Source organism: Allorhizobium undicola ORS 992 = ATCC 700741 (genome assembly GCF_000621665.1).
In the GTDB taxonomy this organism is placed as follows: Bacteria; Pseudomonadota; Alphaproteobacteria; order Rhizobiales; family Rhizobiaceae; genus Allorhizobium; species Allorhizobium undicola.
Genome location: NZ_JHXQ01000033.1, coordinates 1 through 13,016, shown reverse-complemented (window position 1 = coordinate 13,016; position 13,016 = coordinate 1). Strand labels below are relative to the sequence as shown.

Here is a 13,016-nt window from a genome sequence, read left to right as displayed (position 1 = left end):
CTTTGCCCTTAGCCGACCTGGTGGTCATGGCGGGGCGGCCGCACCCGTTCCCATTCCGAACACGGCCGTGAAACGCCCCAGCGCCAATGGTACTTCGTCTCAAGACGCGGGAGAGTAGGTCGCTGCCAGGTCTGCTAATGGCAAAGTAAAAATCTTCTCAAAACAAAAACCACTTCCAATAATATCGCGGGGTGGAGCAGCCCGGTAGCTCGTCAGGCTCATAACCTGAAGGCCGCAGGTTCAAATCCTGCCCCCGCAACCAAATCACAGCCCCGTAGGTCCACCCTGCGGGGCTTTTTGCGTAATCACAACCTCATAGGTCTTCCGACAGGCGGCAAGCCGTCTTAACAAATGCGCAATGCTCCTTTCGTTTTGCCGCCGGTGTAGGTTGCGCATTGGTTTTTAGGCTAACCTTCCGGACAATTCCAGCCAAGTATGTCTTAACGTCGAAAGCAGTTCTGATAAGATTGGTATTCGGCTATGCACGGGTTTAGAGGCATTTATGAAGCGAGAAAGTTTGCGTGAGAAAAATAAAGAAGACAAACTTCTCCGAATTAAGAACGCTGCCTTCGATTTGTTTTTAAGCAAGGGATTTGACGACACAACGACGCGGGAGATCGCCGCGCGGGCTGGGGTCGGAATGGGTACGGTGTTCGTCTATGCCGAAACCAAACGAGATCTCCTCTTCCTGATTGTGAACGATGGTCTCGAGCTTTGCATCACTGATTCGCGTTCGACGGTGCGCAATGAGAGCTCCCTTCTGGCGAATCTGATGGTGGTTTTGCGTCGTCACTACCAATATTTCGCGGAAAATCCGGTTTTGTCGCGGGCTGCGCTGCGGGAAATGTACTTTTATCAGTCCGGGATGCAGGCCGAACGGTTCAATCAGACCCGTCATAAACTGCGCCATTTGTTGATTGATCTCATTCGTTGCGGCCTTGAAAAGGGGATGATTGCCTCAAGTGAAGAGCCCGAACTGATCGCGCAGGTTGTCTTTTCGATTTATCAGGTGGATCTGCGCATCTGGTTGTCGTCAGACAGACTGGACATTGAAGAGGGTATGGACCGGCTTCGGCGGCAGATTGAGGTTGTTTTGCGTGGCCTTACGCCTAAGTCGCAGGCGTTGATCTTGCCATAGTGAATATTTCCGGTTTTTCGTCGTAAAAATGAGCGCGATCAAATTGACAAACGCTATTTGTCATGCAAAAAATGAGCACGCTCAATAAAGTGAGGCGCGCAAGTTTTTCAAGGCCGCCAACAACGATGTTGCGGCAGCGGGGCACAGGGAGAGTGCCCCTTCGGAGGATTTACATGACTATCTTGAAGGCGCCCGCATCGGGCGGCCGAGGCGTAGCAATTGCTGTTGCGCCTAATGGCGGACGCTTGCTGAAAACCGATCACCCAGGGCTTCCCGTCGCGCCTGCCGAGCTTGCTGAGTGTGCGGCTGAATGTCTGGCGGCCGGGGCAAGTCTCATTCACATCCATGTGCGCGATGAGTCCGGTCGGCATTGCCTGGATGTCGAGCGTTACCGTGCCGCCACTGCCGCGATCCGGGCGAGCGTTTCGGAAAAGCTGATCATCCAGGTAACAACGGAGGCGCTGGGCCTTTTCACGCCTTCTCAGCAGATAGCGCTTGTGCGGACGCTACGTCCTGAAGCGTGCTCAATGGCGCTCCGTGAGATCGTTCCGGATGCCTCCCATGAGCCTGCATTCGCACAATTGCTGGAATGGATGCGGCGCGAGCGCATCTTGCCGCAAATCATTCTCTACGACAGGGTCGATCTTGAGCGGCTCGAAGAGATGTTGCGGCGGGGAGTAGTTCCCGCCCAGGATATTCCGGTGCTCTTCGTGCTGGGGCGATATACGAAAGACCAGCATTCCACACCGGCAGACCTTCAGGAATTCCTCAACCCGTCCCATGCCTTCTCCCATTGGAGCATGTGTGCTTTTGGACCGGATGCGTCCGCCTGCGCGGTAAGTGCCGCGCTTTTGGGTGGCAATATCAGGGTCGGCTTTGAAAACAGCCTCCTTCTGCCGGATGGGCGTTTGGCGGCAAACAATGCCGCATTGATCCTTCCTGTACGTGAAAGCCTGGAACTGCTTGGCCGCCAGATTGAAACTGCGGATATGCAGCGTGCGGCGATGGAAAAAATCTGGTGACTGCGAAGAAATATAAGGATGGAGAATGCTGATGTCGGGACCGAATGGCGAATTGACCGGACCTAGATCGCTGGATGATGCGAAGGCCTGGATGCGGGATCGTCTTGCGAAGCGCATTCATCCGCTGGGCCTGACGGATCCGCAGGCGACACTGCAAACCATTGACGCGCTGGAAGGTCTGGATGGCGCGCGTTGGGCAAAGGCATGGATCGCCACCGGCAATACTTTCATGGACAAGGCAGAGGCCTTGCTTTCCGCTGGCGATAAAAACGCAGCAAGAGATGCCTATTATCAGGCCTACGGCTTCTATTTCCTGGGGCGCTTCCCCTGTCCGAACCATCCTGACAAGGAAGAAAGCTATCGCCTGGAGCTGGAAGCATATGGCAGGTTCGGCGCATTGGCCGAACCGCCAATCCTGCCAGTGAGCTTGCCTTTTGATGGACCGGCTGCGTTATCGAGCGAGATTCACTTCTATCTCCGCAAGCCGGTCGGCGTCGAAAAGCCACCCGTTGTGATCATGTGGGGTGGGGTGGATGCGTGGAAGGAGGAGATGACCGAGCTTTCCACCCAGCTCGTTTCACGCGGCATTGCCACCATCGCCATGGATAATGTCGGCACCGGTCAGTCGCCGATCAAGGCGCGGCGCGATGGCGAGATTCAGTTCGAGCCCGTGATTGATTGGGTCACACAGGCGGCCGATCTGGATGGAAGCCGGATTGCGCTGATCGGAAGGTCTTTCGGCGGGCATTGGGCCACCAAACTAGCGCATCTTATGCCGGAAAAACTGCGGTGTGCGGTCAATTGGGGTGGCGGCGTGCATTTCATGTTTCAGCCGGACTGGGTGGAGGCGTCCCGCTATCCGGACAGCTACCTGATGGAACTGGTCGAAACCCGCAGCCGCATGTTGGGCGCACAAAATGATGCCGAATATATCGAAGGCTTTCGGGCTCTTTCCCTGCTGGATCAGGGGCTTCTCTCGCAACCCTGCGCGCCGCTGTTGCTGGTGAACGGCAAGGACGACAAGCAGTGCCCGATTGCAGACATCCACCTGCTTCTGGAGCACGGCAGCCCGAAGAGCGTTCGCCTGTTTCCGGGTGGGCATATGGGCTTTGGCCCGCATACAGTACCGACCATCGTGTCATGGGTCGGCAATTATCTGACATAACGGGAGGGTGAATGCCATGAGCAACTGGCGGCTGATGATGCCGACGACGGAGGCCTATCTGATCGATAAGGTCCTCTACGAACTCCACCACAAGCCCGATGATCTGGCTGCATATAACGCGGATGCGCAAGCCTATCTGTCGCGCTTCAAGCTGACACCGGCAATGGTGTCGATGATCACCGGCAACGATGTCGCCGGACTCTATGAAGCCGGGGTCAACCCTTACCTGTTGCGCGCTCACTGCATAGGCGTCCGAATTCCTGAGGATGTATCGCTTGCCGCCCTGCGCAGTCTTATGAAAGAAGGAGACGACAAATGGCTGAACTGACCGGCATTTACACGGCAAGCCATACGCCCGTCATGCTGAACTTCCCGGATCGTATTCCAACGGACCTGCGCAACGAAATCTTCGGGGCGTATGAAGCCATGGGTCGCGATTTCGAATCCGGCAAGCCGGATGCGCTTGTGGTCTTGTCCAACGACCATTTGCACAACTTCTTTCTCGATAATTTCCCGGCCTTGTGCATCGGTGTGGGCGAGAGCTATGAGAGCCCCATCGAGCATTGGTTGAAAGCCAAGCGCCGGGTGTTTGCCGGGAACCAGGCCTTCGGCGCCTATTTGCTACAGGAAGCGTTGCAGGCGGATTTCGATCCGAGCTTCTCGATGGAAATGGTGCTGGATCATGGGTCGCTGACGCCACTTGAGCTTGCGGGGCTTGATCCGGACCTGCCGATCGTGCCCGTTCTGTTCAATTGTGTGCAGCCGCCCATGCCGACGATGCGCCGCTGCTACCAGTTCGGCAAATTCCTGGGCGATGCGATCCGCCGCTACGACGGCGTGGAGCGTGTGGCTATTCTCGCGACTGGCGGCATCAGCCACGATATTGCAACGCCGCGCATGGGGATGGTCAACCGCGAATTCGATGAAAATCTGCTTCTGCTTCTCGAAGCCGGTGATCCGGATGCGGTGATAAAATATGCCACGGAGCAAGTCCACACGGCTGGCAATGGCGCGGAAGAAATCCGCATGTGGATGGCTGCCATGGGCGCGGCTGGCGGTCTGCCGTTCCGCCGCACCTATTATCGCGCGGTCAACGACTGGTACACTGGCATCGGTATTGGCCATTTTGGCGCGAGCGAAGCCGTAGCGGCGACGGGCAACCATGGCTGAGATACGCAAAGCTCTCATCATTGGCGGCGGAATTGCCGGCATGTCTGCGGGCATCGCCCTTCGCGAGGCAGGGCTGCGAGTGGATCTGTGCGATCAGGACCCGCAATGGCGGGTCTATGGGGCAGGTATAACCATTACTGGCCCAACGCTCAGAGCCATGGGCAGGCTGGGCATTCTCAATGCTGTGCTTGAACATGGCTATGCGGCAGATGGCATCGACATCTGCTCGGCGGACGGGGTGCCGCTATTCAATATCGACACGCGCAATGATGCGCTTGGCGACATTCCGACGGCTGGAGGCATTTTGCGGCCGGTGCTTCACCGCATCATGTCCGAGCGTCTGCTGGCATTGGACCCCACGGTGATGCTGGGGGTCACGGTGGATGCGATCGAATGGCATGGCGATCTTGCCACTGTGCGGTTCAGCAATGGAGCCTCTTCGACTTACGATCTGGTGGTGGGTGCCGATGGCATCTATTCTCGCACCCGCCGCCAGATGTTTGAAAGCCCACCCGTGCCGCGCTATGCCGGGCAAATGTGTTGGCGACTGATGATGGAGCGGCATCCCTCCATCATGCGCCGCACATTCTTTCTCGGGGGGCCTGCCAAGGTCGGCCTCAATCCGGTGGCGCAGGACCAGATGTACATGTTCTATCTGGAGGCTCATCCCGAGCCGTTGTGGCGCAACGAGGTGGATCAGCACGTCGTGCTGCGTGAGCTTTTGCAGGGCTATGGCGGCATTCTTCGCGAGATTGCCGACAGTCTGGATGGCGCTTCAAACATCATCTGCCGTCCGCTGGAAACGGTTCTGGCCGGAGAAACCTGGGTGCGCTCGAACGCAGTGCTGATTGGTGATGCAGCACACGCCACTACCCCGCAGCTGGCATCCGGCGCCGGCATGGGTATTGAGGACGGGCTGGTCCTGGGCGAGGAAATATCCCGACAGGCGCATGTGCCTACGGCACTTCAAAGCTTCATGCAGCGCCGGTATGCGCGCTGCAAGCTGGTGGTGGATTCCTCGCTGGAAATCAGCCGCCTGGAACGTGAACGCGCTGCCCCGCAAGCGCAGACCGCGGTTGTGGAAAAAGCGCTCGCAGCGCTGAACGAGGAGTTCTAGGTCGATGTTCGTAAGCGTGAACGATCATAATCTCCATGTAGCGCTGCACGGCAGCAAGCAGGCTCCGGCGCTGGTGCTGCTTCATTCGCTCGGCACGTCCCACGATGTCTGGCAGGAGCAGGCGCGCGCCTTCAGCGCATCGCATTACGTTATTTGCCCGGATTTTCGAGGCCACGGGCTGAGTGATGTTTCGCGCAGTCCGGTCACGGTCGAGGCGCTTGCAGAAGATATAGTTGCGCTGCTGCGCGAACTGGGCGTGGAGCAATTCCATCTGGCGGGTATCTCGATCGGTGGCATGGTGGCGCAATGCGTTGCCGCGACCATGCCGGAGCAGGTGTGGACACTGACCATTTTCGATAGCAGTATCGAAAGCCTCGCCCCGCAAATGTGGCAAGGCCGGGCGGCAAAGATCCGAGCCGATGGGCTGGCTTCGATAGCCAGCGGCGTATTGGCCCGGTGGATCACGCCTGACGCCGTGGAAACACCCCATGGCCGAGGGCTGGCCACGATGCTCGCCCGCATGTCTTCGGAAGGCTATGCCGCCGGTTGCGATGCTCTGGCAATCGCCGACTGCCGTGGTTGCGCCGCCAGTCTCGTCATGCCTGTCACGATTGCCGTGGGAGAGTTGGATGAGGCAACGCCGCCTGCTGCAAGCAAGGCCCTGGCGGACGCCATTGCCGGGTCTCGCTTCACCACTATTCCGGATGCGGCCCATATTCCGCTTTTTGAGCAGGCAGCGGCGGTAAACCAGATTCTCGCCCAGTCGGTCGAGAGGGCTGAGGCCTCGTGAAAGCCATGCTGCATAATCCGGGGATCGGAACCGATTACTGCATAATTCCTTAAATTGGAATCGATTTAAGGTGAAAATTATGCAGCAGCTTTAAAGTGTTACAGCGTCCTTTGTGCGTTTGATAAAACGCACGGCGCTGTAAGTGTGAAATCATGCAGCGAATTTAGCGATTTACCGCGTCATTGCTGTGTTCGATGAAACACAGGGCGCGGTAACGGACATGATTATATCTCCTGATCGGGGCGGATTGTCCTGACCGCTTGAAGCGAAAAGGCCGCAGGCTGGCCGGCCGATATGCCAGTCCATCATTTGTCATCGGGAGGAGACAATATGACCAACGATACGATTGCAGCCGCGCCAGGACGTGGCGGCGCATTTCTCTCTGAAGGCGCCAGCCGTCGGGCCGTGGGAGCAACGACAGGTGCGACGGTCGGCCTGATTTTTGGACCAAGCACGATTCTGCTTTTCGCATTTGGCGCTTTTGTCGAGCCTTTGTCACGAACCTTCGGCTGGTCGAAGCCTTCCATTCTCTTCGCCGCGACCATTGTTTCCCTGATGATCATGGTGATCTCGCCGGTTCAGGGATACCTCATCGATCGGTTCGGTGCCCGGCCAACGGTGCTTCTCTCCAGCGTCGCCTTTGCCTTGGGCCTTGCGGGAATGTATTTTCTATCCGGAAATATCACCGCATTCTATGTCATGTATGCGCTGTTGCCATTGCTTGCGATCGGCCTCTGGCCCGTTTCCTATCTCAGGGTGGTCAGCACCTGGTATGACCGGCGGCTGGGATTGGCAATCGGTATTGCCAATGGCGGTATCGGCCTCGGGGCGGCTCTGCTGCCGCCTCTGATCACCTTCATTATCCTGAATGGCTCCGTTCAATGGGCCTATGTCAGTCTTGGCGTAATCGTGGCCCTCATCGTGTTGCCGTTCAATGCGTTCTTGCTGCATGAGGCGCCGAAAGCGCGTGAAGCAGGACAGGCGACCGCAGCGGCTTCCAGCGCTTCGGGAGACTTCAAGGCGCTGGTCATGAAACGTGAATTCATGGTGCTCGCCTTCGCATTCTTTCTGCTCGGCTTTGTCAATACGGGACTGGTGACGAACCAGATCTCTCTCTTGATCGATGGTGGGCTGACGCCGCAGCACGCCGCTCTGGTTCAGGCAACCTTCGGTATTGCCGTGCTGCTCGGACGGTTCCTCACCGGCGTCCTGCTCGATTATGTGTCTGCGAAACGTCTGATGAGCGCGGTTTGCGTGGGTGGAGCGGCGGCTTGCCTTATTTACGCTACGGGTCCGGCCGGCGCGCTTGTCTTTGTCTCAGCCATCCTCATCGGCATGGTCTACGGTGCGGAATTCGATGTTTTGAGCTACATCATCAAGCGGAATTTTGGCCTCGCTGTCTTCGGTCGCGCCTATGGTCTGATCTTTGCGGTGTTTCAGCTCGGAGCAGCCTTGGGGGCAACGCTGCTTCCGCTCAGCCGTGCGAATTTCCAAAGCTACGCACCCGGCCTCATGATCTACGCTGCGGCTTTGGTGGCAAGTGGACTTCTTTTCCTGGTATTAAAGGAGAAAGCGGCCACACACGCTTGACGGTACCAACTGTCGATTAGAGCAATGTCCCAGGAGACGTGTAGTCACGGTTTTCCGTCCGGAAATGCGGTAAAACAAGTGCTTACAGCGCCGTGCGTTTTATCAAACGCACGGCGCTGTAACACTTTAAATCTGCTGCATAATTTTCACCTTAAATCGATTCCGATTTAAGGAATTATGCAGTAACATCCTGTGAACATTGGTTCACAGGATGCGCTTTAGATCACATCGGATGACGGCCGATAAAGAAATCCCGGAAGGGCTCCATGGAAGGGTTAAGGCCAGCGTCGATCAGCCCTTTGCGGAGGGTGATCATTTGAGGGTCGTGGATACGCTGGGTGGGCATCCGCAATGGTCCACCGTTATAGCCCTGTAGCCAGCCTTGGAATTTCCAGACATAACGGTTGATGAAGTGGCCGCCATGCATCTGCTGGGCGACAAGTCCCTTGGCCTTGCGGGCAGGGTGCATACGCCAGAAGATCTCGCTGGCCTTGTCGAATTCGCCGTCTTGCAGCAGGTTGAAAACCTCCGGGATCAACGGACCCCAATATTCGTGATCGCTGGTGGCCGAAAGCTGGATTGGCATGATTTGCGACAAGGGAATCAACTCCCCTTCGATCGGCATGGAAATGACCACTTCCTTGCCGAACAGGCGGTTACATTCAATCACGCTCTGAATGGAGGGAAATCCGCCTTCCGCCTTGATGGCCGCGACGTTCGGGCAATCGTCAATCAGGCGCCGGATAAGCGAAACCGGGATGTCGGATGGATGAATGCGTGGCGAAAATCCCCACAAGAACATGGGAAAAAGCATGACCGCGAGATTGGTGGAATCGCATAATGCCTTGGTATACTGGTAAATATCCTCCTCGCTTTCCGGATAGAACGCCGGAGGATAGGAAAGAAGAACGAATTCTGCACCCGCCGCCTCGGCGCGTTGGACGGCTTCAATATTCTGAGCAAGCGTGTTCCAACTGGCGTGATGGGTCAGAACCAGCCGGTCGCGGGCTTCGTCTTTTATCATCGCCAGGAAGTCTATATATTCATCGAGCGTAATCGAAACTTCGCAGACGCCGAGAGTGCCGATGAAGCCGTGCTCAATCGCCAGGCGCGTATCGTGGCGTATTGCCTTTTCGTTCAGCCGGGTGAGATCGTTTGAAAAGGAAGGCAGTGTGCAGTTTATTACGCCCACCAGCTTTTCGCGTGCCCATTCACGGGCTTCATGTTTTTTGTATGACGCCATTGCATTCCCTTTCAGAGCGTTTCACCTGCGCCTTGCCAGGCGAGATATTTCATTTCCAGAAACTCCTCGATCCCGTAGATCGAGCCTTCACGACCGATGCCCGATTGCTTGACGCCTCCGAACGGTGCAACTTCATTTGAGATCAGTCCTGTGTTGATGCCGATCATGCCCGCTTCGATGGCGGCTGCGACGCGCCAGATGCGCTCGGCATTTTGCGAAAACAGATAGGCGGCAAGGCCAAACTCCGTATCGTTGGCCATGGCGATCACCTCCGCTTCACTCTCGAAGCGAACTACGGGGGCAACCGGTCCGAAGGTTTCTTCCCGTGTGACCCGCATGGAGGCGATAACATCTGCCAGAACAGTGGGTTCGAAAAACAGGCCTCCGCGCAGGTGGCGTTTACCGCCGGTGACAATACGCGCACCTTTGGAAACGGCATCCGAAATATGGTCTTCAACCTTTGCCATTGCGGCCCGATCGATCAATGGCCCCTGTTGAACGCCGGCTTCGAAGCCATCGCCCACGTTCAACGCAGAAACCCGTCTGGCAAGGGCGTCGATGAAACGATCGTAGATCGCAGACTGAACATAGGCGCGGTTTGCGCTGATGCAGGCCTGCCCGGTGTTGCGATATTTGGTGGAAATCAGTCCCTCGACGGCCTGGTCGAGATCGGCATCATCGAAAACGATCAACGGCGCGTTGCCACCAAGCTCCATCGATGCGTTCTTGATCGTGCCTGCCGCTTGCTGAAGCAGAAGCCGGCCAACCTCGGTTGAGCCGGTAAAGGTGATCTTTCTCACCAGCGCATTGCCCGTAAGTTCAGGGCCAATCTCGCTTGATTTCCCCATGACCACGTTAAACACACCGGCCGGGATCCCGGCCCGTTCAGCAAGCTCGGCCAGCGCCAGAGCCGTGAGCGGCGTCTGTTCAGCCGGTTTGACCACGATCGTGCAGCCGGCCGCCAGGGCCGGAGCCGCCTTTCGGGTGATCATGGCCGCCGGGAAATTCCACGGCGTAATGGCCGCGCAAACTCCGACCGGTTCTTTCAGGACGACAATACGCCGGCCCTTTTCCGGCGCGGCCATGATGTCGCCTCGCACGCGCTTGGCCTCCTCCGAGAACCACTCGACGAAAGAGGCGGCATAGGCGACTTCACCTTTTGCCTCTGCAAATGGCTTGCCTTCCTCAAGCACGATCAGGCGCGCCAGGTCATCGGCATTGGCCGTAATCAGTTCGAACCAGCGACGCAGCAGAATTGCCCGGTTTTTGGCCGGTTCCTGCCGCCAGCGACCATAGGCTTCATGCGCCCTGGAAATAGTATGGGCAACCTCGGCGCGACTTAGCTTGGGGATTTCGGCAAGCTTGCTGCCGGTGGATGGATTGAAGAGTTCATAGGAACCGCCTTCGCCACGACCTATCCAGCCGCCAGCGACATAAGCGCCGGTTTTGAACAGAGCAGGATCGGAAAGCATGGCTGAGGGATGCGGAAAGGAAGTAGCTGTCATTTCAGCACCGGGTGGATGGTTTTGGGAAGGAGCGTGCCAAGGCCAAGCGCGCGGGCGCGGGAAAAGCACATGGCGGCCACGGCAAGATCCTGAAGCGCCGAGCCGACGGATTTGAAGAGAATGATTTCATCTGACGTTTTGCGCCCGGAATGGCGACCGGAGATCAGATCGGCAAGAGGAACCAGTTTTCGCTGGAAATCTACTCCAGCCTGGGTTGCCGCGCGCATGTCGCCGGTGTCATGGGCAACCTCTTCAGCCATATCTGCAACAATGAGATCGGCGCGTGCAATGGTGACTGGGTCCACCTCGCGCTGCTCAGGCAGCGTCGAACCGATGGATGCAACGGTTATTCCCGGCGAAAGCCATGCACCGTCGAACAAGGCTTGTTCGTTTCGCGACCGGGCGGCACAGATCAGAATGTCAGGCCGGGTGTCCAGCACCTCGCGTGCGCTCGAAACACCGGCAATATCCAGCCCCAGCGGCGTCAGCGCCTCGCGAAATTTGGCGCGACTGTCGGGATTGGGGCTGAAGACATGCACGGCTGAGATCGAGCGCACTGCCGCAAGGGCCCTGAGATGGTTGCGCGCCTCAAATCCCGTGCCCAGGATGCCGACCGAAACCCGACCTTTGCGGGCCAGCGCATCCAGGGCAAGGGCCGTGGTGGCTGCCGTGCGATAGCCGGTAATGGCGTTGCCATCGAGCAGAGATACGAGTTCGACACTTTCCTGATCGAAAAGGGGAATGAGGTAGCTCGCCCGTTTGTTGCGAATATTGGCGGCAATGATTTTGGCGCCCATGATGGCGCCCACCGGCGCGATGCCCGTCAAGGTGCGCAGCCAGAAACCATCTCCCCGAGCCACGGCTCTTGGCGGAAACATTCCCTCGGTAAAGTCAGCCCCATAGGCCTGCCTCAGTGCATCAATGGCATGAGGCCAGGAAAAACTTTTGGCGAGATCGTCTCCGCCCAGGAAAATCGTTGGGCTGCTCAAAGGCGCCTGTTCACCGCTCATCTTCGCTCGCACTCCTCCGTGTCACTGCTGAGCCGGAGTTAATTTGATAAATTGAAACGTGTCAATGTGAATATTGATTGTGATTGATCCTGCCAAGCAATGCCGTTATGAGAAAAAGAAATTCCGGGGAGACGGTTGTGACACAAGAGCACGATGATCTGCGCCTGCGTGCCTTCATCGACACCACTTTGCAGCGTGGGGATCCAAAGTTGCCGCCTGAGCCACGTCTGGCGGAACTCATCGATGTGTCGCGGGGCCGGCTGAGAACGCTTCTGAAGCGGCTGGAGGAAGAGGGCGTGATCTGGCGTCATGTCGGCAAGGGCACATTTGTTGGCCCGCGCATCCTTGATCCGAAGTCTCCGGACTGGTTCGAGGGTATAAGCCTTGCCGATATCATGGATGCGAGAAGGTTGCTGGAGCCGCAACTGGCCGCCAATGCTGCCATCTCAGCACGCCCGGCCGATGTCGCGGGACTGGAACGCTGTGTCGCGGAGATGTCCAGCACGTCTTCCTATGTGCAATGGAAGCGGCTGGATGAAAGACTGCATCGCCTCATTGCCGAGGCAACCCACAATAGCTTGCTGCTTCTGCTTTACGACACACTGCGCAATCAGGGCGGAACGGGGCTGGACCAGCGCCTGAATGCGGTTTTCGGAAACGACAGCGCACCGGTCGAGACAAACCGGCAACACGCAGCCATTGTCAACGCAATCAAATCCGGCGATCCAAACGCCGCCGAACAGGAAATGCGCGAGCATCTCGATCAGGTGCGGGCGAAATTGTTCGGATTGCGCTACTGCATAATTCCTTAAATCGGAATCGATTTAAGGTGAAAATTATGCAGCAGATTTAAAGTGTTACAGCGTCCTTCGTACGTTTGATCACTGTACACGACGCTACGGTTTTGCGTGTGGTTTACCCCCCTCTGTCCTGCCGGACATCTCCCCCTCAAGGGCAGGGCTATTGCATATGAGCGATCATTGAGATGAGGAACTGATCGTCCCATCCCGCTTTTTTGATTTTTCGTCGGATGGATGCTTTGTCTGGGTGCTGGCGGATGATGTTGAGTGCGAGTTTTCGCAAGATAGAGAGGTTTTGCGGGCCGTTGTCTTTGCGATTACGGGCCGCATCTTCACAGAAGGCTACGTCGAGTACCCAGTGTAACTGGTTTTCGATCGTCCAGTGCGCCCTGACTACCCGCAGGAAAGCCTCGGCACTGATTTCCCTGGAGAGCAGGAAATGTCTGAGATGGTGGGTCTTGCGCCC

General features: G+C 57.1%; 13 protein-coding genes, 1 tRNA gene and 1 rRNA gene. 11 read left to right on the top strand and 4 right to left on the bottom strand.

Translation table 11 applies throughout. The annotated features are described in order from the left end of the window. The first annotated feature begins 16 nt into the window (after positions 1-16). The 10 genes from rrf to T424_RS21490 all read left to right on the top strand — a co-directional run bounded on the left by rrf (position 17) and on the right by T424_RS21490 (position 7,992). A 5S ribosomal RNA gene (gene rrf / locus T424_RS0118310) occupies positions 17-131 on the top strand. Positions 132-185: 54 nt separating this feature from the next. After that, positions 186-262 (top strand) — tRNA-Met (locus T424_RS0118305). A gap of 240 nt (positions 263-502) precedes the next feature. Further along, on the top strand, positions 503-1,138 hold the full coding sequence (locus T424_RS0118300; RefSeq protein WP_084268582.1) for a TetR/AcrR family transcriptional regulator: 636 nt from the start codon (positions 503-505) through the stop codon (positions 1,136-1,138). A 62-nt stretch (positions 1,139-1,200) separates the two neighbouring features. Then, a complete protein-coding gene (locus T424_RS0118295) occupies positions 1,201-2,160 on the top strand; it encodes a BKACE family enzyme (RefSeq protein ID WP_245269630.1) in 960 nt (319 codons plus the stop codon). Positions 2,161-2,191: 31 nt separating this feature from the next. After that, a complete protein-coding gene (locus T424_RS0118290) occupies positions 2,192-3,325 on the top strand; it encodes an alpha/beta hydrolase family protein (RefSeq protein WP_169737306.1) in 1,134 nt (377 codons plus the stop codon). Between the two features lie 16 nt (positions 3,326-3,341). After that, the gene (locus T424_RS0118285) at positions 3,342-3,653 is read left to right on the top strand and encodes a subunit of meta cleavage enzyme (RefSeq protein ID WP_027489005.1); all 312 of its coding nucleotides are present in this window, start codon (positions 3,342-3,344) and stop codon (positions 3,651-3,653) included. Continuing rightward, positions 3,641-4,495 carry a DODA-type extradiol aromatic ring-opening family dioxygenase gene (locus T424_RS0118280; protein ID WP_027489004.1) on the top strand — a complete coding sequence of 285 codons (855 nt, stop codon included), beginning with the start codon at positions 3,641-3,643 and terminating at the stop codon, positions 4,493-4,495. The genes T424_RS0118285 and T424_RS0118280 overlap by 13 nt, the downstream gene beginning before the upstream one ends. After that, positions 4,488-5,612: an FAD-dependent monooxygenase gene (locus T424_RS0118275; RefSeq protein ID WP_027489003.1), complete on the top strand. Its 1,125-nt coding sequence runs from the start codon at positions 4,488-4,490 to the stop codon at positions 5,610-5,612. The genes T424_RS0118280 and T424_RS0118275 overlap by 8 nt, the downstream gene beginning before the upstream one ends. Positions 5,613-5,616: 4 nt before the next feature. Next, on the top strand, positions 5,617-6,402 hold the full coding sequence (locus T424_RS0118270) for an alpha/beta fold hydrolase (protein WP_027489002.1): 786 nt from the start codon (positions 5,617-5,619) through the stop codon (positions 6,400-6,402). A 330-nt stretch (positions 6,403-6,732) separates the two neighbouring features. Continuing rightward, positions 6,733-7,992 carry an MFS transporter gene (locus T424_RS21490; RefSeq protein ID WP_051559229.1) on the top strand — a complete coding sequence of 420 codons (1,260 nt, stop codon included), beginning with the start codon at positions 6,733-6,735 and terminating at the stop codon, positions 7,990-7,992. 223 nt (positions 7,993-8,215) lie between these two features. Here T424_RS21490 and T424_RS0118260 read toward each other — a convergent pair whose 3' ends face one another. From T424_RS0118260 to T424_RS0118250, 3 genes are read right to left on the bottom strand one after another with little or no spacing between them, the layout of a single operon-like run. Then, positions 8,216-9,235: a dihydrodipicolinate synthase family protein gene (locus tag T424_RS0118260; protein ID WP_027489001.1), complete on the bottom strand. Its 1,020-nt coding sequence runs from the start codon at positions 9,233-9,235 to the stop codon at positions 8,216-8,218. A gap of 11 nt (positions 9,236-9,246) precedes the next feature. Further along, on the bottom strand, positions 9,247-10,740 hold the full coding sequence (locus tag T424_RS0118255) for an NAD-dependent succinate-semialdehyde dehydrogenase (protein WP_051559226.1): 1,494 nt from the start codon (positions 10,738-10,740) through the stop codon (positions 9,247-9,249). Then, positions 10,737-11,750, bottom strand: a complete 1,014-nt coding sequence (locus T424_RS0118250) for an ornithine cyclodeaminase family protein (protein WP_027488999.1) — start codon at positions 11,748-11,750, stop codon at positions 10,737-10,739. Before T424_RS0118250 ends, T424_RS0118255 begins: the two co-directional genes overlap by 4 nt. A 137-nt stretch (positions 11,751-11,887) precedes the next feature. Here T424_RS0118250 and T424_RS0118245 point away from each other — a divergent pair, with 137 nt between their 5' ends. Further along, positions 11,888-12,562, top strand: a complete 675-nt coding sequence (locus tag T424_RS0118245) for a FadR/GntR family transcriptional regulator (protein ID WP_027488998.1) — start codon at positions 11,888-11,890, stop codon at positions 12,560-12,562. A 148-nt stretch (positions 12,563-12,710) separates the two neighbouring features. Here the strand turns inward: T424_RS0118245 and T424_RS21485 are convergent. Next, positions 12,711-13,016, bottom strand: a 306-nt coding sequence (locus T424_RS21485) for an ISAs1 family transposase (RefSeq protein WP_027489174.1), incomplete at its 5' end; no start/stop codon positions are given.